Annotated in this window: 21 protein-coding genes and 2 pseudogenes; 7 read left to right on the top strand and 16 right to left on the bottom strand. The window is 67.2% G+C overall.

Going from position 1 to position 20,774, the window contains the following annotated elements; genetic code table 11:
* From IG178_RS17455 to mgtE, 14 genes and pseudogenes are all read right to left on the bottom strand, one after another.
* A partial coding sequence (locus tag IG178_RS17455) for a tetratricopeptide repeat protein (RefSeq protein ID WP_226895534.1) occupies positions 1–645 on the bottom strand: 645 nt, incomplete at its 3' end.
* Positions 645–2,000 (bottom strand): tetratricopeptide repeat protein, encoded by a 1,356-nt coding sequence (locus IG178_RS17450; RefSeq protein WP_193213857.1) that lies wholly within the window; start codon positions 1,998–2,000, stop codon positions 645–647. The genes IG178_RS17455 and IG178_RS17450, both read right to left, overlap by 1 nt.
* Positions 2,000–2,707: an energy transducer TonB gene (locus IG178_RS17445; protein WP_193213856.1), complete on the bottom strand. Its 708-nt coding sequence runs from the start codon at positions 2,705–2,707 to the stop codon at positions 2,000–2,002. The genes IG178_RS17450 and IG178_RS17445 overlap by 1 nt, the downstream gene beginning before the upstream one ends.
* Positions 2,704–3,108, bottom strand: coding sequence for an ExbD/TolR family protein (locus tag IG178_RS17440; RefSeq protein ID WP_193213855.1), 405 nt, complete (start codon positions 3,106–3,108; stop codon positions 2,704–2,706). Before IG178_RS17440 ends, IG178_RS17445 begins: the two co-directional genes overlap by 4 nt.
* Positions 3,105–3,671 carry a MotA/TolQ/ExbB proton channel family protein gene (locus tag IG178_RS17435; protein ID WP_193213854.1) on the bottom strand — a complete coding sequence of 189 codons (567 nt, stop codon included), beginning with the start codon at positions 3,669–3,671 and terminating at the stop codon, positions 3,105–3,107. The genes IG178_RS17440 and IG178_RS17435 overlap by 4 nt, the downstream gene beginning before the upstream one ends.
* A complete protein-coding gene (locus IG178_RS25625) occupies positions 3,668–5,014 on the bottom strand; it encodes a MotA/TolQ/ExbB proton channel family protein (RefSeq protein WP_226895533.1) in 1,347 nt (448 codons plus the stop codon). Before IG178_RS25625 ends, IG178_RS17435 begins: the two co-directional genes overlap by 4 nt.
* Positions 5,011–5,745, bottom strand: a complete 735-nt coding sequence (locus IG178_RS17425; protein ID WP_193213853.1) for a DUF3450 family protein — start codon at positions 5,743–5,745, stop codon at positions 5,011–5,013. The genes IG178_RS25625 and IG178_RS17425 overlap by 4 nt, the downstream gene beginning before the upstream one ends.
* A 62-nt stretch (positions 5,746–5,807) precedes the next feature.
* Positions 5,808–7,874 (bottom strand): TonB-dependent receptor plug domain-containing protein, encoded by a 2,067-nt coding sequence (locus IG178_RS17420; protein ID WP_193213852.1) that lies wholly within the window; start codon positions 7,872–7,874, stop codon positions 5,808–5,810.
* A 112-nt stretch (positions 7,875–7,986) separates the two neighbouring features.
* Positions 7,987–8,319 (bottom strand): annotated as a pseudogene (locus IG178_RS17415) (VOC family protein); the annotation flags it as partial.
* Complete coding sequence (locus IG178_RS17410) at positions 8,286–8,876, bottom strand: RNA polymerase sigma factor (RefSeq protein WP_193213850.1); 591 nt, start codon at positions 8,874–8,876, stop codon at positions 8,286–8,288. The gene IG178_RS17410 and the pseudogene IG178_RS17415, both read right to left, overlap by 34 nt.
* Positions 8,854–9,288, bottom strand: coding sequence for a periplasmic heavy metal sensor (locus IG178_RS17405; RefSeq protein ID WP_193213849.1), 435 nt, complete (start codon positions 9,286–9,288; stop codon positions 8,854–8,856). Before IG178_RS17405 ends, IG178_RS17410 begins: the two co-directional genes overlap by 23 nt.
* Positions 9,285–9,551, bottom strand: coding sequence for a hypothetical protein (locus IG178_RS17400; RefSeq protein ID WP_193213848.1), 267 nt, complete (start codon positions 9,549–9,551; stop codon positions 9,285–9,287). The genes IG178_RS17405 and IG178_RS17400 overlap by 4 nt, the downstream gene beginning before the upstream one ends.
* A gap of 104 nt (positions 9,552–9,655) precedes the next feature.
* On the bottom strand, positions 9,656–11,860 hold the full coding sequence (locus IG178_RS17395) for a TonB-dependent receptor family protein (protein ID WP_193213847.1): 2,205 nt from the start codon (positions 11,858–11,860) through the stop codon (positions 9,656–9,658).
* 133 nt (positions 11,861–11,993) lie between these two features.
* Complete coding sequence (gene mgtE, locus IG178_RS17390) at positions 11,994–13,391, bottom strand: magnesium transporter (protein WP_193213846.1); 1,398 nt, start codon at positions 13,389–13,391, stop codon at positions 11,994–11,996.
* Positions 13,392–13,527: 136 nt separating this feature from the next.
* Here mgtE and IG178_RS17385 point away from each other — a divergent pair, with 136 nt between their 5' ends.
* The 7 genes and pseudogenes from IG178_RS17385 (at position 13,528) to IG178_RS17355 (ending at position 17,782) form a co-directional block, all read left to right on the top strand.
* Positions 13,528–13,872, top strand: a complete 345-nt coding sequence (locus tag IG178_RS17385) for a beta-L-arabinofuranosidase domain-containing protein (RefSeq protein ID WP_193213845.1) — start codon at positions 13,528–13,530, stop codon at positions 13,870–13,872.
* A 12-nt stretch (positions 13,873–13,884) separates the two neighbouring features.
* Positions 13,885–14,136: pseudogene (locus tag IG178_RS26380) on the top strand (beta-L-arabinofuranosidase domain-containing protein); the annotation flags it as partial.
* A gap of 51 nt (positions 14,137–14,187) precedes the next feature.
* Complete coding sequence (locus IG178_RS17375; protein ID WP_193213860.1) at positions 14,188–14,856, top strand: glycoside hydrolase family 127 protein; 669 nt, start codon at positions 14,188–14,190, stop codon at positions 14,854–14,856.
* A 26-nt stretch (positions 14,857–14,882) separates the two neighbouring features.
* Entirely contained in the window at positions 14,883–15,239 is a 357-nt protein-coding gene (locus IG178_RS17370) for a lysozyme inhibitor LprI family protein (protein ID WP_193213844.1), read from the top strand.
* Between the two features lie 71 nt (positions 15,240–15,310).
* On the top strand, positions 15,311–16,138 hold the full coding sequence (locus IG178_RS17365) for an alpha/beta hydrolase (protein ID WP_343226002.1): 828 nt from the start codon (positions 15,311–15,313) through the stop codon (positions 16,136–16,138).
* Positions 16,139–16,197: 59 nt separating this feature from the next.
* On the top strand, positions 16,198–16,971 hold the full coding sequence (gene fdhD / locus IG178_RS17360; RefSeq protein WP_193213843.1) for a formate dehydrogenase accessory sulfurtransferase FdhD: 774 nt from the start codon (positions 16,198–16,200) through the stop codon (positions 16,969–16,971).
* A 76-nt stretch (positions 16,972–17,047) separates the two neighbouring features.
* Complete coding sequence (locus IG178_RS17355; RefSeq protein ID WP_193213842.1) at positions 17,048–17,782, top strand: DUF2459 domain-containing protein; 735 nt, start codon at positions 17,048–17,050, stop codon at positions 17,780–17,782.
* Here IG178_RS17355 and IG178_RS17350 read toward each other — a convergent pair.
* Both IG178_RS17350 and IG178_RS17345 read right to left on the bottom strand, forming a co-directional pair.
* A complete protein-coding gene (locus tag IG178_RS17350; protein WP_193213841.1) occupies positions 17,721–19,331 on the bottom strand; it encodes a hypothetical protein in 1,611 nt (536 codons plus the stop codon). The genes IG178_RS17355 and IG178_RS17350 overlap by 62 nt on opposite strands.
* A 13-nt stretch (positions 19,332–19,344) precedes the next feature.
* On the bottom strand, positions 19,345–20,709 hold the full coding sequence (locus IG178_RS17345; protein ID WP_193213840.1) for a HEAT repeat domain-containing protein: 1,365 nt from the start codon (positions 20,707–20,709) through the stop codon (positions 19,345–19,347).
* Between the last annotated feature and the right edge of the window lie 65 nt (positions 20,710–20,774).

The raw sequence follows: 20,774 nt of genomic DNA, 5'->3' as shown, positions 1-20,774 counted from the left end.
CATGTCGGAACTCGCCGCGATCCAGTCGTCAACCGGACGCGGCGAGGCGCCCGGTTTCTCCAGCCACTCGCACCAGGCCCGGCAGATCCGGTGACGCGCCTTCAGGCCGATCTCCGCGGCCGCTTGTTCCGTCTTCTCCAGTGGCCTCACCAGTGCCAGAGCGGCAAGCGCATCGGCCAGGCTGTCGTCCCGCGCCGCCTCGACCCGACTGCGGTGCAAGCGGATCGCGGCCAGGGTCACCCGCTGCCCGTCGTCCACCGGCTCGCCGAGCACTTCGATCGCCCGGGTGAAATCCCCGCGTTGCCCCGACGCCATGCCGCGGCCGTTCCAGGCGAGCGCCAGGCGATGGCGGACCGCCGCCACCGGCTCCAACCCGCCGAGCACGCGGATTGCCTCGTCGTAGGAAGCCGCCGACTCACCCGGATCGTCCAGCCGCAGCAAGGCATCGCCCCGATTCATCCAGCCGGCCGCCAAGCCCCAGCGGTAGACCGGGTCTTCATCCAGCGGCAGCCCGCGCCGCAAGGCGATCGCCCGGTCGAATTCCTCCAGCGCCTGCTTCACCGACGCTTCGTCCCCGCACCCCAACAGGTCGATCCCCCGCAGGATCGACCGGTTAGCGGCCTCGTTCGCGGCGCGGGGATCCATCAGCCCGCCGCATCGACGAGTTTCTGCAAGCTCGCCCGGTAAGCCTCGAGACTTCCTCCGGGCCGGATCTTCAAGGCCTCGTCGACGGCCTTCAGGGCCTCCTCGTAGCGGGTCGCGCCGACCCTCAGGCGCGCCAGCTCCACCCAGGCGTCCGCCGCCGTCTCCTGGACCGCGGTCGCCCGCTCGAACAGCAGCTCGGCCTCGCCGAACTTTTCACGGGAAACGTCGTACTTGCCCAGCGCCATCAGCGCCTCGCCGTCGGTGGGATCTTCCTTCAGCAGCTTCGCCAGATCCCCGGCGCCTTCTTCCGGGGCCTTGCCCGACTCGATCTTGATCCGTGCCGCGGCCAGCCGCAGTGCCCGCGGTGCTTCGCCTTCCGCCGGCATCGCCTTGCCGACCAGCATCTCCGCGAGGTCCCATTCGCGGAGCATCGCCGCCGCGCCGGTGACCGACAGCACCCGCGCCGTGGTCGGCTTCACTTCCAGCGCGAACGCCTCGTCGATGACCTCCTTCGCGTCGTCCGCCCGCTCGGCGCGCAGGTCGAGTTCCGCCAGAAGCAGCAGGCCGTCGCCATCCAGCCGGCCCAGGCGCCGCGGGAATTCCAGGGCCTTCACGGCATCTTCGCTGCGCCCGAGGTCGAGCAGGATGCTTGCCTGCAAGGTCGAATAGGACGGTACCTCCGGCCGCTGCCGGATCACCTCGTCGAGCAAGGCCACCGCCTCGTCGCGGGCATTCAGGTTTTCCAGACACTGCGCCACCCCGGCCTTCCACTCCGCCGTGTCCGGCTCGCTGACCTGCGCCATGCGGTAGGCCTGCAGCGCGCTCGCCCACTCGCCGCGCTCGACGCGGCAATACCCCAGCAAGCCGTAGGTCGCCCCTTCGGAGTCGCCCAGCCGCACCGCTTCGATCAGGTGCCCCAGCGCTTCCTCCGTCTTCTTCAACCGCACCAGCGCCATCGCCAGGTTGCGGTGGGCGCGGCGGAACGACGGGTAGTCCTTGATCGCCGATTCGTAGGATTTCACCGCCGCGTCGAGATCGCCCTCCTCGAAGTGGAGGTTCCCGAGATTGAAGGTCAGCGCCGCCGATTTCGCGGTCAGCGCACTGCCCTTCAGCTTCGCCAGCGCCGCCTTGCGGTCGCCCTTTTCCATCAAGCCCTGCACCTCGACCAGCAGGCCGCGCTCCTCGCTCGACACGGTCGGCTCGATCCGCGCCTCGATCCGGTAGCTGCCGTTGAACGCCTTCTGGAAGGCCGGGTCCTTCCAGTACGAGGTCGATAGTGGCAAGGGCTCGGCAGCCCCCGCAAGCATCGCCAGGCCGGAACTGAACACTGAAAACTTGAAACAGAACGCTTTCATCACTTCTTGATGGTGACCGGCAATCTCATGATCAACTTCACCGGCTGGCCGTGCCGGGTCGGCGCCGTGTAACGGGACCCCAGCGCGACGCGGCGGGCGGGCGCGACAATCTCGGGATGGCTCGACGAAATCACCCGGCGGATCGACACGCTGCCGCGCTCGTTCAGCTCGACCTCGAACATCACCGTCCCGCTGGTGACTCCCTTGCGTGCCAGGGAGGACGGAAAGGTCGCCGGGCCGTGGCGGATCAGGCGCGGCTTGGAATCGAGTTCGCCGACGCTGTAGTGCGACTTCCGCGAAGGCGCCGGCGGCCGTTTGGCCGGGGTCGGCTTTGCGGGCCGCCGCGTTTCGACCTTCGGCCTCGCCTTGGCGACCACCGGCTGGGGCAGCGGGGCCGGCGCGATGTCGGTGAAGAAAGGATCAACGGGGGTGCTCAGGTCCATCGGCACGTCGGCCTTCGGCACCGGCACCCGGGTCGGGTCCGGCACGTCGCTGATCTCCGTCAGCGATGGCGGCGGCGGCGGGGCGTCCGGCGGCGGCTCGTCCTCCGGCGGGGGCGGCGGGGGGTCGGGCATCGCGGTGATCTCGATCTCCCGCACCTCGATCTCCGGCAGCTGCCCGCCGGGTGTCAGCAGGCGGGTCAAGCCGAGCACCGCCAACAACATGGCGGCCACCACGATTCCCACGATGGTGCTCGGAATCCTCATTTCTCGGTTGCGAGGGACACCGACTGGGCGCCGGCGAGCTTGGCGGAATCGATCACCTTCACGGTCGCTTCGGTCGCCGCGTTGGCATCGGCGCGGATCACCACCGGGGTCTCCGCATCCTCCTCCAACAAGGTCGCCACCACGGCACGCACGCCATCCATCCCGATCTCCCGGCCACCGTGCCAGACCCGTCCTTCCGAGGTCACCGCGATCAGGATCGCCTGCTTGTTCAAGTCATCGGAACTCGCCGCGCGCGGCTTGGAAATCTCCACCCCGGTCTCCTTCACGAACACCGTGGTGACGATGAAGAAGATCAGCAGCAGGAAGACCACGTCGATCAGGGGCGAGATGTCGACCGTGCTGACGGTCTCGTTGCCGGTGCTGTGACGGAAGCGTCTCATCGGGACACCTCCTTTGATTTGCTTTCACCCAGTTCCTCGTGCAGCTGCCGCTGCAGTTCCAGGTGGGTCGATTCCGCCTGGCGCTTCAGCAGCGCCAGCAGGAAGGCCGCCGGCACCGCGATCACCAGCCCCGCCTGGGTCGTGACCAGGGCCTTGGAAATCCCGGTCGAAATGGTGTCGATCGGTGCGCCGCGTCCCGCCGCCGCCATCCCGCCGAAGGTCGCCAGCATCCCCGCCACCGTCCCTAACAAACCGAGCAGCGGTGCCGCGCCGATCAGGACGCCGAGGAAGGGCAGGCGGCGCTCGACCCAGGCCATCTCATCCAGCTCGAAGGCAGCGAAGCCGCGTTCGATTTCCCGCAGGTCCCGGGCGTTCTGCTGCCACGGCAAGCCGCCGGCCACCTTTCCCTGCTTCTTCCATTCCTGTGCCTCGACCCGCGCCCGGGTGCGGCGACCGTGCCGCCACACCGCCCACACCAGCGCGTAGATCATGACCGCCAGCACCAGCAGCGCCCACAGCGTGAGCCCGCCTTCGCGGAGAGTCAGCAGGATCGCATTTTTCATTTGCCCCTCAGTGCGTTGACGAAGGAAAGCCCGAGCCGCTCGGTCGTCTGGACGATCCCTTGGCTGCGGCGTGACAGGAAGGCATGCAGGATCAGCGCCGGGATCGCCACCACCAGGCCGAACAAGGTGGTCACCAGGGCCTCGGAAATCCCGCCGGCCAGCGGCTTCGGATCGCCGGACCCGAACACCGTGATCAGGTTGAAGGTCCGGATCATCCCCGACACCGTGCCCAGGAGTCCGAGCAAGGGTGCCGTCGCGGCGGTCACGGCGATGACCGGCAGCATCGAGCCGACCTTCTGCTGCACGCCCATCAGTTGCTCGTAAAGGGTCTCCTCGACCACGTCGGCGGAGTTGCCGGACACATCGACCAGCTTGCCCATCACCGGGCCGGCCGGATGCTTCATCTGCACCGCCAGTTGTTCCGCCTTGGCGCGGTCACCGGTGCGCATCGCCGCCAGGATGGCATTCACCCAGGCCTCGCCCGGCTCGCGGAAACCGGCGAAACGGGCCAGCTTGATCAAGCCGAAGACCAGGCTGAGCAGGGCCAGCAGGATGATCGGCCACACCCACAACCCGCCCTTGCGGACCAGGTCGGTGAAGCCGCCGCCAACTTCCTCGAGCGCGCGGGCCTTGCCGCCGGTGACGTCGAGTCCCGCCACCGCCTCATTGCCCGCGACGAGCGCCCGGATCGCGTCGGCATTGCCCTCGTGCACCTTGGGCAGCGATGCCCCCTTTTCCCAAACCACCGCCCCGGCCGCTTGGCCGCCGGAGAACCAGGCCAGCGGACCCGCCGCCGCAAATTCACCTTCGACCACCTCGCCGCCCGCCGTCGATGCCTTGCCCGGCTGCTTCGATCCACCGAACAGCATCTCAAGGCGGTCGAGCGACGCATCCACGATCTGCAGGCGGTCTTCCAGCGCCTTCGCGGGCTCGTCCGCCTCGGCGGCGATGACCTTCTCCTCCACCGCGATCGGCGGCTCGCCCGGTCCCCGCAGGGTCTCGATTTTCAGGGCGTGATCCTTCAGAAGTCCGGCGAGGTAAGAGACATCCTGCCGCCGCACCAGCTGGTCGCGCTGGAGTTCGCGCAGCTGCTGCTCGCGGTCGTCCTTGCTCATCCTCGCGATCCGCACCAGCCGGCGCTTCTCGCGCAGGTCGAGTTCGATCTCCTCGAATTCTTTCGTCAGGCCGGGCTTCTCCGCCGTGATCGCCGAGCGGGTTTCCTCCAGCTTCGCCAGCGATGACGCCAGGTCCTTCTTCGCCTGGTCGAGGGCTTCCGGCACGGTGGTTTCCGCATGCACCGGCAAGGCCGCGACCAGCAGCGCGATCATCCATCCCCTCTTCATCGTCCGCCCTCCTTGATTTTCACCGGCAGCTCCACCAGCGCCGGCGGCCGTTTCTTGTCGAGCTGGTCGAAGGCGTTCAGCACCTCGCCGTTGAGCTCGGGCCGCGACGCCCAGACCCATCCCTCCTCCGCGGGCTCGCCGGTCCCGGCATTGCCGCTACGGTCGGCGTAGTAGGCGCCCGCGAGGCCCAGGTAGAGCACCTCGACCTCGCGGCCGTCGCGCTCTTCCTTTGCCCGGGTGATTCGGCGGTTGAACTGCTCCGCCTTGGCAATCATGCCGAGGATCGCCTGCAGGCCGTCGCGCGGCTCATCGCCGGGCTTCCAAGCCTCCAGCATGATCCGCTCGATCTCGGTGTCGCCAGCAAGGGGCGCGGGAAAGCGCTTCGCCAGGGCCAGCATCCGCGGCTGGTTGCGGGCAACCGCCTCGCGGGAGGCCCGGCGCGCCTGCTTCAGGAGCGCGATCTCCGCTTCCGCCGCTTGCTTCTGCTCGTCGTAGCCGCCCGCCGATTGGCCGGCCTTCGACAGCTCCTCGTCGAGCAATTGCAGCTCGCGGCGGTGCAGGCCGAGCAATTCGTTCATCTCCGCTTTGCGCGCCTCCCAGTCGAGGCGTTCCGCCGACGTCTGCGACTTCACGTCGACGACCTTGGAAATCGTCTCGCGCAGCTCGACGACGGCCGCATCGGGCGCGGACTCCGCCGCCCACAGCGGCAATCCCGCCGCCAACCAGATCATGCACGTGCGCATACGCGCAGGTTCCTTATTTGAGACTGATTCGCAACAAGAAAGATCCGCTTTCACCAGAAGTAGCTCACCGAGGCCCGGATCGACCGCGGTTCGGCAGGGTGGAAGTGCGTGTCATCGATGCCCGCGGCCGCCTCGCCGGGCAGGCGCGATGTGTAGTAATACTCGATGTCGTTGTCCTTGCGGTCGAGCAGGTTGAGCACGTCGATGGCGAAATCCCAGTTCTCCAGCCGGTAGCCGATGCGGGCATTGACCTGCAGCGAATCCTCCGACTCGATGGTCTTGTTGGCGGTCAGTGGACGCTCGGAGAAGTAGCGGGCCCGCAACGCCCCGTAGAAGCCGCGGTCATCACCGAGGGTGATGCCCGAGGAGATGATAAACGGCACCTGGTTCTCCACGAAAGCCCCGCCGGAGGTGTCGGTGTAGCGGCCTTCCGAGAGGGCGATCTCGGCGTCGAAGCCAAACCAGTCGTTCGGCCGCCAGTAGCCGGCGAGCTCGATCCCGTAGCGGTCGGTCGAGGGACCAGCCTCGACGTTGCCGGCGTCGCCGACGTAGAGCAGCTCGGACTCGCTGTAGATGTACCAGAGCGAGGCGGTGGTGGTGAAGCAGTCGCTCCACTGGCTGCGGGTGCCGATTTCCGCGCCCCAGGTGCGGACCAGAGGATCGACCGGTGCCACCGGGGTCACGCCGTCGTTCGGGTCGATGCGGGTGAAGAGACCGCGGGCGTCGTTCGAGTGGAAGCCGCCGCCGAGGTTCATGTAGTACTCGGTGTCGGCCCACGGTCCGAAGATGAAGTTGAGTTTCGGCACCGCGATGCCGTCCCACTCGTTGCCGCTGTTGACGGGCAGGTCGCTGTCGACGTCGAAGTAGAAGGCGTCGGCGCGCACGCCGGCCTCGGTGCGGAACCAGTCATTCCACTTCGTTTCAGCCCCGGCGAAAACCGAGTAGTTGCCGGTGAACACGTCATCCTCGCGGATCGGGTTGACGTCGGCGCGGGCGCGGGTGCGGGCGAGCTCGAGGTCCCAGATCGAGTCGTTGCGGGTCTGGAAACCGAGCGTGTAGTCGGTCGGCGCGCCGAAGAGTTTGCGGTCTTCCAGGGTGGCCGAGATTTCGCCGCCGAAGAAGATCCGCTGGTCGGACTGGCGGAACTGGTCGCCGTTGACCGGATCGTCGAGGAAGTAGGTGAAGTTCGAGTAGAGATCGAGGTCGTAGTAGCCGACGTAGGCGTTGGCGCGCCACCGCACGTCCTCGCATTGCCGGCCCCAGTTCATGGAAAGCGAGTAGCGCTGCGACTCGCCACCGTTGGTCGGATCGATGAAGCCCAGCGGATCGAGCTGCCCGGCGAAGACCGCGCGCTCGGGAATCTGGTCGCTGGACGTCCACTCCGACTGGTAGCCGAGCAGTGTCAGGTTGAAGAAGTTTTCCTCGTCGCCCGCGTGCCAGCGGACCATGCCGTTGAAGCGGTGGAAATCCTGCTCCAAAAGCCACGGGCCGTTGTAGTAGGTCGCCTCGCCGCCGAAGGTCAGGGTGCCCATGCCCGCCTGCACCGAGTCACCCGCGACCAGCCGGAAGTATTCGTCCTCCCCCACGGTGACGCCGGCGAAACCGCGGTCGAGCGCCTCGACCAACGAGAACTCGGCCGAGCCGGCCGTGGTCAGGTCGCCCATGCGGGGGTCATAGGGACCTTTCTGGTAGTCGAGGCGCTCAACGAACTCCGGGATGAGAAAGTTCATGTCCGCGTACCCCTGGCCGTGGCCGTGGGCGCGGTAGTTGGCCGGCATGCCATCGACGAAGATCCCGAAGTCGGTGCCGTGGTCGAGGTTGTAGCCGCGGACGAAGTACTGGTTCGCCTTGCCGCCGCCGGCATGCTGGGTGACCACCATGCCGGGTACCACCTCCAGCAGCTCACCGCGGCGGAGATAGGGCCGGTCGAGCAGCTCCTGGCGGTCGGACTGGCCTTTGGAAGCCGCCAGCGCCTCGCCGAGCAGGTTCTCGGCCTTGCCGGTGACGACGATGGAATCAAGCGCTCCAAGCACGGAATCGTCGCTGGCAGCATCGGGAGCTTCCTGGGCGGTCGCGAGCAGGGGAACCGTGAGGATGAGGGCGGGAAAGCGGGTCACGCTTCTTGGAACGGAAACAGCGGACACATCCCACGGAAGTAACGTAACTTTTCAAGTTGCGCGCATCTGCCGGCGCTCTGGAACCTTGCGGTTCGGACACCGGATCATGGCTTCAATCCGTCGGGCCGAACTCGGCTGCACCCGCCCGCAACTTGAAAAGTCGCGCTACGTTCCTCGCCTCGTCCCCGCCGGCGGGCAGGGCCCCGGTGAGAATGCGGGGCGTGATCTGCCAGGAAATCCCCCAGCGGTCCGGGCACCAGTCGCAGGCGCTTTCCTCGCCGCCGTTGCCGACGATCGCATCCCAATGGCGGTCCGTTTGCTCCTGGGTGTCGGTCGCGACCTGGAACGAAAACGCCTCGCTGTGCTTGAACGTGGGCCCGCCACCCCGCTCTCGCAGGCTGACGGAGAACCCTACTCCTCCCACCACGCCGCGAGCTTCCGCCGGGCCCGGTAGAGCCGGCCTTCGACCGAGCGCTCGGAGCATTTCAAGACCGCCGCGCACTCGGCGTGGCTGAGGCCGTCGAGGCAGCTCAACACGATCACCGCGCGGAACTTCTCCGGCAGGGCCGCGAGGCCGCGGTCGAGCTTGGCCAGGTCGGCGTCGCGCATCGCCGAATCGTCGGGCGCGCCGCGCGGACAGGGCAGTTCGGGATCGATCGCTTCCGTCGGCACGCGCCGGCGACGGGCACGGTCGCGGCAGAGGTTGAGCGCGATCCGGAACAGCCAGGTGCTGAAGCGGGCCCGCGGCCGGTAGCTCCCGAGCGCCCGATGCGCCCGGATGAAGGTGTCCTGACAGGCTTCGCGGGCCTCGCAGGCATGGCGGAGGTAGTGGAAGCAAAAGTGATAGATCCGCTGCTGGTGACGCTCGACCAGGGAGCGGAAAGCGTCCGGGCAGCCGCCTTGCGCGGCCTCCACCAGACCCGCCTCGAGGGCCTCGTCCGGCGTCGCGACCGCCGGCAGGGCGGCACAGCCGAGGGCACTATTCAGGGACGATGCTGTCATGGGTCCATTGCAGGAGTTTCTCCGCCTGGCCGGGATCGAGGTGCTCCTTCATCGCGAAGAAATGCTCCAAGGTCGCCCGCTGGAGCTCGGCCTGAAGCGAGTTGAGGCGGGTCAGGGCCTGCTTGATTTCCGGCGAATCCGGATCGCCCTGCCGCACCGCGTCGGCGAGGGCACGGCCGGCCCCTGCGATCTCATCACGGAGCCGCAACCGCTCCTTCTCGAAGGACTTCTCGAACGGGGCAAGCGCCGCTTCCTGTTCCACGCTGATGTGCAACTGATCGTGCATCCACTGGTGGAAGTCCTCCTCCGATCCCGCGTGGTGGTGGTCCGGCCGGGACACCAGGAACGCGGTGACTCCCGCGAGGGCAACCGTCGCGGTGGCCCACAGGGCGATGGCCGCGGGGCGCCTCACGGATTCACGAAGGGCGAGCTGGTGGAGGCGGTGCCGAATACGGTCAGCGTCGGGCGCTCACCCCCGTGCGACTGCCAGCGGCCGATCGCCGTGGCGGCGAGCATCACCGCGGCGGCAAGGGCGACGGCAAGCTGCGGGCCGATCCGGAACCGCTCCCCTTCCGCCGCGATCCGCGCCATCAAGGCGGAGGAAAAGTCCGCGGGCAGGGCTCCGGGACGGTCCCGGCGGGCGCGATCCAAGGTGTCCTCGAGCGTCGGCGTCATTGCGGCGAATCTACCCCCCGGATTCCGGCGGGCTAGGCGAAAATGGCAGGACCGGAGTCCCCGTGAGGAGACCCCGGCCCGGCCGATGCGCAAACAGATGAATGTTAGAAAGTCAGCTCGGCCCCGGTGAACCACATGCGCGGCGCGTTGGTGCGCGGGCCTTCCGGGATGCGGCTGACGATCCCGCGTTCGTCGAAGAGGTTGGTGATGCCACCGACCAGCCTGACGTTCTCGGTCACCTGGTAGTGGCCGGTGAGATCGAAAGTCAGCAGGGCGTCGATCTTGCCGTCGCGGATCGTCGGGGTGCCGCCGGTCAGCGCGGCACGCGAGTCGCCGTTGAAGCCGGTGCCCCAGCTCGTATTGACGTAGTACATGTCGAGGTTCACGCCCCACTTTTCACCCGCCACGCCGATGCCGGCGGCAAGCTTCCAGTCCGGGACGTAGGGGATCTCGTTGCCGTCGCGGCCGCCCTGATAGACGGCGTCGCCGCCGCCGGCCAGGAAGCTGGTGGTGTTCTTGAACTCGGCGCTGGTCCAGGTGGCGCTGACATAGGTCGGCACGCTCAGCGCCCAACCGGCGGCCTGGCCGGCGTCGTACTGGACGAGCGACTCGATGCCGATGATGTCCGCCTCGCCGGCGTTCTGGCTGGGCGCGCCCACGCCGAAGCCGGCGTCGGTGGAGATCAGCTGGTCGAAGTCGGTGTAGAAGCCGACAAGCTCCGCGCTGAACGCGTCGCGGCGGTGGCGCCATCCAATCTCATAGCCGAGGCTTTCCTCGGCCTCGGTGCCGGCGGTGAGGTAGGCGTTCGGCGCCGGCGACGACATGCCGCGGTAGATGCCGCCGATGATGCTGTTGCAGTCGTCGAGTTCGTAGTTCGCGCCGATGCCGGCCATGAACAGGTTCTCGTTGCCCGAGAACTGGCTCCAGCCGGAGTTGGTGTAGTCGAGATCGAGGAACTCGTAGCGGACGCCGGGGCGCAAGGTCAGGCGACCGGTCTTGATCTCATCCTCGACGAAGAGGGCGGTGGCGAAGACCTCGTTGATGCCGCCGAAGGTGATCGGCGTGGCACCGGTCAGCGCGAAGTTGCCGGCGCCGTTGCCGGTGTAGGTGTCGCGCTGCTGGAGGCGGTCCTCGCGGTCGTAGTGGAGGCGGAACCCGACGGCCAGGTCGTGGGCGAGCGGGCCGGTATCGAAACGGAAGTTCGCCTGGTTCTGCCAGCCGAAGGCCTCGTGGTCGCGCATGTTGTCGGTGGTGCGGAGGGTCCCCGCCGCCGAGCCGTTGAGCACCGCGACGCGGGCCGGATCGAGCAGCGCCTGGTGCAGCGAGGTGCCGTTCACCTGGTCGAGCTTGTCCCAGCTGCGGTTGAAGGTGTTGAAGTAGGCCGCGCTTTCGATCCGCAGCAGGTCGCTCGGTTCGGCGATCCATTTCAGGTAGGTGCGGGTCGCTTCGGAGTCGAAGGAATCGAAGCGGGTCGCGGCGTAGCGGCGGTCGGGGAAGGCCCGGACGTCGAATTCGCTCAAGCCGAGGTAGGTTTCGTCGGCCTCCTGGTCGCTGGCGCCGAACTTGAACTCGAAGCGCTGCTTGAGCGCGGTGTTCGGCTCCCAGAACAACTTGATCATCGGCTCGACCAGGTCGAAGCCGCTGTCACCGCCACCATCGATGTCACGGAAGCCGTCGGTGGTCTGCGCCATCACCTCGAGCAGGTAGCCGAAGCGGCCGGCCTCGGTCTCGATCGTGTCGCCGTAGTAGGTGTGGTTGAAAAAGGTGCCGTAGCTGCCGCCGGTGGTGCGCGAGTAGAAGGTCGCCTCGTCCGGGATCTCGGTGGAGAGGAAATTGAGCACGCCGCCGGTGGTGTGCGGGCCGTAGCGGACCTGGCTGGAGCCTTTCAGCACTTCGACGCCCGACATGCGCGCCACTTTCGGCGAGTAATAGGCGGCCGGAGCGGAGTACGGCGACGGCGCGGTCAGGATGCCGTCTTCCATGATCGTCACCTTCTGGCTGCGGGTGCCGTCGGCGCCGCGCAGCGAGACGTTGGGAAAGTTGCCGAAACCGTCCTCCTCGCGGACATACACGCCCGGCACTTTGGCCAGCACCTGGTTGATGCTGGTGTAGCCGTGCTCGCGGATCTCCTCGGTGTCCACGTAGTAGGCGGAGCCCGGCAGGGTCCAGATTTCCTCGGCACTGCCGACCACCGTCAGGCCTTCGAGCGTGTTGTCGATCGGCGTCATGGCATCCTGGGCAGAGGCCGCGGTGATCACCGCGAGCAGCGCGGCGGTGGTGGTGAGTTCAATTCGGGTGCTGGGGTTCATGACAGGGCACTTCAAAGAGGATATTTATTGCGAATGCGTCGCAAGAGCCGGAAGAGGGCCGCAAAGCCCTCCCGGGGTCAATCGTAAAACGCACCCGATCCTGTCACTTGGCCGGCCGGCAAGGCGCTGGATCTCAGAGGCCCAGGATTGCCCGGGCGACGGTGAAATAGATCACCATGCCCGAGACATCGACGATCGCCGCGATCGCCGGGGCCGAGACCACCGCCGGGTCGAGCTTCACCGCCCGCGCGCCGAGCGGCAGCAGCGAGCCGAGGAAGGTCGCCGAGGTCACCTGGCTGGTGAGGGCGACGGCCACGGTCAGAGCCATCTTCGGCAGGGTCATGCCTTCGGGGAGCTTGATCTGGAAGGCGGGCAGGATGAACAGGGTGAAAACCGCCATGCAGGTCCCGAGCAGCAGCCCGAGGAAAAAGCCGGTGCGCAGTTCCTTCCACGACACCCGCAGGGCCTGGCCGGGCTCGATCTCGCCCAGCGACATCGCGCGGATGACCATCGTCGAGGCCTGGCCGCCGGTATTGCCGCCGGCCGCCACCACCATCGGCAGGAACAGGGACAGCAGGAACACCTGGCTGAGGACTGTGCCGAAGCGCATCATCACGTAACCGGAAATGATCGATACGAAAGCCAGCCCGGTCAGCCAGCCGGCGCGCTTGCGGAACTGGGTGAGGATGGAGGTGTTGAGGTAGGTCTCCTCCGACTGGTCGCCGCCGATACCCGCGATCTTCTCGATGTCCTCGGTGCTTTCTTCCTGCAGGATCTCCATCGCGTCGTCGTGGGTGATGATGCCGAGCAGGTGCTCGAATTCATCGATCACCGGCAGCGCGATGAGGTCGTATTTCAGCAGCATGTTGGCCGCCTCTTCCTGGTCGGCCGAGGCCAGCACGCGCTCGGGGCCGATCTCGCGCATGATGTCGCGGATCGGCGTGTCCCAGGTGTTGAAGGCGAGGTCGCGGAAGCGCAGCTTGCCAATCAGCCTGCCCTTGGCATCGACCACGAAGATCCGGCTCAGGGTCTCGGTCGACTCCTGGCTGCGGCGCAGCATCTCGATCGCCTGCTTGACCGTCTGGTTGGCGAAAACCCGGCCGGTCTTGGTGGTCATCCGGCCGCCGGCGGTGTCGTGCTCGTATTTGAGCAGCGAACGGGTGAGCTCCTCGTCCTCCGGTCCGAGCAGGCCGAGGAAGCGCAGCCGGGCCTCGTCGCCCACGTCCTGCAGCACGTCGACGCGGTCGTCGTCGGAAAGTTCGCGGAACAGCACCTTGAGCTCGGAGGGGCTGAAGGCATCAAGCGCCTCCTCGATCATCGTGTCGGGCAGCTCGACGATCATGTCCGCCGCCTCGGCCGGGCCGATGGTCTTCAGGAACTGCTCGCGCTGGTCCGCCTCGATTTCCTGGTAGGCGTGCGCCAGGTCGGCGTAGTGGATTTCCTCGGCCAGCGCGCGAATGGCGCTGCGATCCTCCGCATCGACCGCACGCAGCAGGTCTTCGACGGGGAGGGTGGCTTCGTCATCCGGCATGGCGGAATTGTAGGGGCGGAGCCCGACCCGCCAAGAGCGGAGAAGGCGAAGCGCGACTTCCGGTGAAAAAGATCGCCCTTCCTTGCGAGAAATCTCCCGATCGCTGGCAATTTGCCCCGTGAAACGCGCTTGTTTAATGTTTTTCCCTCTGCTGGCCGACGTGGCGAGCGCCGGAATCCCCCGCCTGGAGATGCCGGCGGTGCCCGTCGGGGACGTCCGGCTGCTGGACAGTCCGTTCAAGGACGCCCAGCGGCGGGATCTGGACTACCTGCTGGAGCTGGAATCCGATCGCCTGCTTTCCGGCATGCGCGCCGCGGCAGGCCTGAAGCCGGAGGCACCGCTCTGCGGCGGTTGGGAGAAGAACGGATCGGCCATCGTCAGCCACTACCTCAGCGCCTGCGCCTGGATGTTCGCGGCCACCGGCGAGCCGCGCTGGCACACGGCGGCGCGGAATTTCCGCGAAGCGGTCCTCCACCAGTAAACCTTCGCCTTCGGCGGCAACAGCATCTGGGAGGCCTTCATTCCCCCGGCCGACTTCGACCGCAAGCTGACCGAGATCTGCGGTCCCGAGACCTGCAACACCTACAATCTCCTCAAGCTGACCCGCCAGCTCCACGAGCTTCAGCCCGAGGCCCGCTACGCCGACGACATCGAGCGCGCCCTCTACAATCACATCCTGCCGTCCATCGGCCCCGCACCCGGCAACGGCTTCGCCTACTACACCCACACCCGGCCCGGCCACTAAAAGCGCTACTCGCAGCCCTTCGATGCCTTCTGGTGCTGCGTCGGCAGCGGCATGGAAAACCACGGCCGCTACGGTTCCTACATCTACTCGGCCAACGACCGGCGGCTGATGGTCAACCTCTTCATCCCGTCGGTGGTGCATTGGCGGGAGAAGGGCATCGAATTGCGCCAAACCACCGCCTACCCGGACGACGGCATCGTCACGCTCGGCGTGAAGGCCGACCGGCCGGCCGACTTCACCCTGTCGGTCCGCATCCCCGGCTGGGTCGATGCGGCGAAGGTCCGCTTCCGCCTCAACGGCAAGGACCTCGGCCAGGAAGTCCACGCCGGCAGCTACTTCGATCTCCAACGGACCTGGAGCGGCGGCGACGTCCTCCAAGCCTACTTCCCCACCGCGCCGCGCATCGAAACCAGCGCCGGCGGCGGCTACGCGGCGTTTTTCCACGGTCCCCTCCTGCTGGCCGCCCCGCTCGGCCGCGAAGGGCTGGAGAAATCCGACTTCTACGCCGATGGCAGCGTTCCCTTCATCCAGCTCGTCCGCAAGGAGATGGACCCGGACAAGGTTCCCGCGGTGCCGCGCGGCGGTGGCGCCGGGCTTTTGACGCGGTCCGCCGGCGATGAGCTCCGCTATACCCTCGCGACCACCACCGGCCCGCGGCCGATGCTGCCGTTCCACCGCATCGGGCTCGAACGCTACTCGATTTACTTCCCGTTGAAGTGACGCCGTCGCTTTGCCACGCTTCCGCCATGAAAGCGCCATGGCTTGCCCTCCTCCTGTCCGCGACCTGCGTGCCCGCAATCGCGCCGGCCCAATCCCAAGCCGAGATGAACGCCGAAGCGGCCGCGGCTTTCGAGAAAGCCGACAAGGAGCTCAACCAAGTCTACGTGAAGGTGATGCGCGAGCTGGACGACGAGAGCAAGCAACGGCTCAAGGTCGCCCAGCGCGCCTGGGTCGCCTTCCGCGATGCCGAGGCCACCTTCCGCGCCGATGCCGAGGCCCGCGGCGGCAGCATGTGGCCGATGATCCACGAAGGCATCCGCGGCCGCCTCACCGCCCAGCGGGTGAAGAGCTTGAAGGAGCTGCTGATCGACGACGGCCGCTGACGCGGCTGCCCGCATCCGCCTTTGTCGCGGATCCGCGAAACATTGGCGCGTTCCGACCGGTTACTCTCCCCGTGTTCCGCGCCCTGCTGCTCCTGCTGACCGCGATTTCCGCGCACGCCTTCGACTACCCGCCGCAGATGGCCGGCTCCCGCGCCGAGGTCTACCGCGAGGTGGGGGAAACCCGGCTGAAGCTGTGGATCTTCGGGGACGCCGCGCCGGACCACCCGAAGCCCGCCATCGTGTTCTTCTTCGGCGGCGGTTGGAACACCGGATCCCCGGCCCAGTTCGAAAAGCAGTGCCGCCATTTCGCGGAGAAAGGGATGATCGCCATCACCGCCGACTACCGGGTCAAGTCACGCCAGCAGGTGCCGGCCGTCGAATGCGTGAAGGACGGCAAGGCTTGTATCGCCTGGGTCCGGAAGAACGCGCCGCGGCTTGGCATCGATCCCACCCGCATCGCGGCCGCCGGGGGATCGGCAGGCGGCCATGTCGCCGCCTGCACGGGAACGCTGCCGGGCTTCGGCACCGAGGAACGTTCTGACGCGATGATCCTGTTCAATCCCGCCCTGGTGCTCGCGCCACTCGGCGGGAAGTCGCCCGAGGGATTCGGCACGCGGGTCGGGGAAAAGCGCCTCGGCGCGAAGCCCGCCGACCTCTCGCCGGCCCACCACATCGGCCCCCACACGCCACCGACCCTGATCCTTCACGGCACCGGCGACGCCACCGTGCCCTATGCGACGGCCGCCGCCTTCACCGCGGAGATGAAGAAGACCGGCCGGCCGTGCGAACTCGTCGGCTACGAAAAGCAGCCGCACGGCTTCTTCAACCGCAAGCCCTTCGCCTCCAAAACGCTGGCCGAGGCCGACCGCTTCCTCGCTGCGCTCGGCTGGTTGAAGTAGCCGCTGCAGCGGATTCGACGCTTTCACCGCCCGCGTCCAGCGCCTACCCAAGAGCCCGCATGGACAAGCAAGTCACGGCCATCGACGCCAGCGGCGGGGAAGCCATCGACCGGGTGGTGATCGAGGAGCCGCTGCAGATCGTCGTCGACGGCCATCCGGTCGCGGTGACCATGCGCACCCCCGGCGACGACGCGGAACTGGCGCTCGGCTTCCTGCTTACCGAAGGCGTGGTCACTTCCGCCGGCCAGGTGCGGAAGATCGACACCGGGTCCCGCGACAACCACGCGCTGGTGTTTCTCCACGACGGCGTCGAGGTCGATCTCGCCCGGTTGACGCGGCACGTGTTCACCGCCTCGTCCTGCGGGATGTGTGGCAAGGCGTCGATCGACGCGATCACCGCCTGCCTGCCCCCGCTGCCGGACGGTCCGGATTTCCGCCGCGAGGTGCTGATGGCCGCACCGGACCAGCTGGCCGCCCGCCAGTCCGTCTTCGCCCGCACCGGCGGTCTCCACGCCGCGGGGATCTTCCGGGCCGATGGTACGCCGATCGTCGTACGTGAGGACATCGGCCGCCACAATGCCGTCGACAAGGTGCTCGGCCACGCGCTGCAGCATGGCACCTGCCTGGACGACTGCTTCCTGCTGGTGTCCGGCAGGGTTTCGTTCGAGATCATGCAGAAGGCCCTGGCCGGCCGCATCCCGCTGGTCGCCGCGATCTCCGCGCCGTCCTCGCTGGCGATCGACTTCGCCCGCCAGGCCAACCAGACCCTGGTGGCCTTCCTCCGCCCGCCGCGTTGCAAGGTCTACAGTGGACCGCAGCGCGTGATCCCGTGACGGAAGTTCCGACTTTGGTCTGGTTCGGGCATCCACGGCGGGGCATCATGCCAGCGAGGTTTTTCCCCTGTCCGCCATGCCACCTCCCCTCCCGCTCCGGCCCCTGGCAGGTGCCCTGATGGTCGCATCGTCGAGCCGCTTGCCCGCGCCCGTCCCCACTCCGCTGGCAGATGGCGGCCGGGTGCAGGTCCACCTGCTGGCCGACCCGCTGCACACCGGCCTGGTCTTCGAGCTGCGCTGGCTCGAGGAGTGCGGCTATGTGAAGCCGCCGGGGATCGGCAACCACCGCTACGTGTCCATGAGCTGGGGCGATGAAACGGCCTACGTCCAGGAGCGCTGGCTGTCCCCGGTCCAGGTGTTCCGGGCGCTGGTGCTGCCGACCCCGTCGGTGATGGAGTGCATCCCCTTCGATTGGAAGGTCGAGGAAGTCTGCCTGCACCAGCGGGTCTATGTCGCCGAGCTGCCGCGCTCGTCCGGGGTCCCGCTCGCCCGCTTCCTGAATGCCCACGCCCAGCTCGACGAGCAGGGCCGGCCGCTGACCGTGGCCGCCACCAGCTGGGGCGACGGTCGACTGATCCGCTGCCCGGACGAGCTGAGCTACCGCTTCCCGCGCATGTGCAACCGCTGGACGGCGGAAGCCCTCGCCTCCGCCGGTCTCCCCGTCGACGGCACGGCGACCCTCACGGCCGGCGACGTCATCCGGCAGGCGACGTCGCCCGGCAGCGGCTTCCGCCTGATCTGGGACCCCGTCAAGGCGCCAGGAACTCGGTCAAGTCCGCCACTCCCCGCTGGCCGAGAAAGCGGTAACTGATGGTTCCGGCATTGGGGATCCAGTCGTCTCCCTGCTGCTCGAAATTCAATCCCGTGAGCACCACCGACGTCTTCTTGTCGATCGCGTTCGGCACCACTGTCGTGTTGGTGCCCTTCTTGAAGGAGATCTTGTAGCCCTTGGTCTGCGAATACTTCACCGGCTTTTCGGGGAACTCGACGACCTCACCGGTCGGCAGGGTCAGGACGGCCGACGCCACCGTGCGTTCCTTGCCCTTGATTTCCTTGCGGGCGATATCGAGCTGCAGCGTCCAGTCCTGCTTGAGGTTGTCCGAGGCCCCGGGCGGGGATTCGAACTCAAGCGGCTCGTTCTTCCCTTTGAAGGGAACACCGGCAACCTTGCCATTGTATGAAGCGGAGCCGGTCACACCCATCGGCAGCGCCACCCCGCCGGCCAGCAGCGGAACCGAACCGACCTCCACCAGCTCGAGCGGAAACACGCCCTTCGATTTGAAAGTCGCGTCCATGCCATCGGCGGTTCCCTTGAAGTTGTTCTTGATCTCGGCGACGGGTTCGTCGTTGGAGGTCTTCACCTTGCCGAGGCTCAGGTCGAGGTCGCTGTTGCCGTTCTGGTCCTCGACCCCGGACACCGTGCCCATCCCCATGACCTTGCCGGATTCGTCCTGCGCCACGTCGAAATTGTAGGACCGGTTCGGGATGACCGGCGACACCCCCTGGTAGTTGCCGGTCAGGCTGGAGATCCGGGTCAGCAGGTCGTTGCCGACCGGGAAGGGAAACTCGAAGTTGCCGGTCGGATCCGGCCGCTGGCCGCCGTTCGAGGCCACGCCACCGGTCTCTGAAAAGTTGTCCAGATACATCTGACCGCCCGAGGCCAGCATCAGCGAGGAGTAGCCGTAGATCGACATGAAGAACTGGTCGCTGTCGCCCATTCCCCAGTTGGTATTGGCGGTGGCCCCGCCGGAACCCGCGAGCCCGAAACTCCCGTACTCCGTCCATTGGTAACCGTCGCCCGGATTGGTGTCGTAGTACAAGGTCGCGACCTTGGTGGCGGCATTCCAAGTGATCCGCACCGCCCCCATCGAGGTCGGGAGGTTGCTGGTATCGGTGAAATCGACGTTCGAGTCGTTCTTGTAAAGCGAACCGTGGAAGCCCGAGTCCGCGGGGTTGGCGAGGAACACCGATTTGTAGAGCTCGTTGTAGAAGAAATCGCCGGCCGAAAGCGGACTATCGATCGAGATCCCGAGGCTGCTTTCCTGGAACGACTCGGTCGGTGCGGTCATGTTGTAAACCTCGACCTGCACCTCCCAGTCGGCGTTGTAGGGCAAGCGCGCCGCCTGCCACGGCCAGTTCAACTGGTCGAAGGTGGTGGCATTGGCGCAGGTGTACTCGGCCCGCTGGTTGGTCTCGGTCAGGACGCCGTTGCCCCACTTGATGTCAGCGCCCCACTTGTCGTTGCTCTTGTGGTTGTTGTCGAAGTCGTCTTCGCCGGTCGCGCCGGCGTGGCCGGTCCATGCCAGGACCGCCAGCAGCGCGGAAAAGGTGATCCGCGGGAGGAGAGGGAGTGCTTTCATGATGCGTGGTCTTTCACGGGGAGATCGCCGCCAGTCCGTTGCGCGCCGCCGCGGCGACCGGCGGCGGGGCTTCGTTTGCAATGGCGGCGAGTGCTTCGCCCGCCGCCGGGGTACCTGCGCGCCGCAGGGCGAAAACCGCGCGCATCTGGAGATTCAGGCTGTTCGGCCGGGTGGCGATCCGGCGCAGCTCGGGGACCAGTTCCAGGTCGAATCGAGCGGTTTCCGCCGATCCCGGATGCTCCCGCGCCGCTCGGCCGAGCGCATTGAGACCCGCAACCCGCGCCGCCGTGTCGGTTTCTTCCAGCACCAGCGGGAGGATCCGTCCGGGTGGGAGCCCGGGCAAATGGAGCATCGCCTCATACAAGCGGCGCCGGACGTCCTCCTCGGGTTCCACCGCGGTCATGTCGACCAAGGGATCGCCGAAAGCCCCGATGCCCGGTTGGGTGCTGATCGCCCACGCCGCCGATTCCCGGACCTCGGCATCGCCGTCGGCACGGGCAAGTTCGATCAGGTACGGCACCGCGTCGGGCGACGAATTCGCAAGCGCTTCCACCGCCACCACCCGCAGCGCGCCGTCGGCTCCCTCGTCCGCAAGGAACGACCGGAAAGTCGGCGCCACCTGCTCGAAATCGTAGCGACCCAGCCCGCTGAGGATTTCAGCGGCAAGTTCCGGCGAAGGCATCGCCCCGAACGCATCCCCCAGCGCCAGCCGCGACGCGGTGGTGCCCATCGACCCCAGCGTGATCGCCGCCTGGATCCGCGACGACCGCGGCCACGCGTCGCCCGACAGGATTGTCGCCACCCGGGCGGTGGCCTCGTCGCCACCGATCATCCCCAGCGCCTCGATCGCCCCGCAAGCCGCCTTCTTCGCCGGGTCACGGGCCATCTGGACCAGCAGCGGGATCGTCGCCGGATTCCCTGCCCGGCCGATCAGCCGCAGAATGAACACCTGGTCCGCCGTCGCCGCGGATTGCAACACCGCCTCCAAGGCGGCAAGCGCCTCGGGTGTGCCCTCGCGGGCGAGGCGGAAGGCCAGCTCGCGGCGCGTGACCAGGTCTTCATCTACATCGAGGAAGCGCCCGATGGTTTCCGCCAGGGAAAGTCCGGTCTCCAGGTAGCGCGCCTCCGACGTCCGCCGGTAGTGGCTTTGGATCTCGCGGCCCAAGGCCGCGACGATCGGCCGGGTGATCCAGCGCTGGGTCCGCGGCAGGATGGCCATGCCCTCCTCGTCGCTGGGATACTTGTGCTCCATCCACACGCTGCCCGCGATCAGACCGATTCCCGCGACCACGATCCCGAACAACAGACCGAACCCGAATGCCACCCGGCCCAGGGCAGTCTTCGGCCAGCGGACCAGACGCGGGAGGAGACGTCTCACCTTCATGGCGATCATGAATCTCGCACCGATTCCGCCGCCTTTTCAAACCCTTTTGTCTAACGATC

The organism is Neoluteolibacter marinus, assembly GCF_014904755.1.
Taxonomy (GTDB): domain Bacteria; phylum Verrucomicrobiota; class Verrucomicrobiia; order Verrucomicrobiales; family Akkermansiaceae; genus Haloferula; species Haloferula marina.
The sequence above is the reverse complement of the archived record's forward strand: the minus strand, read 5'-3'. Positions and strand labels throughout refer to the sequence as shown.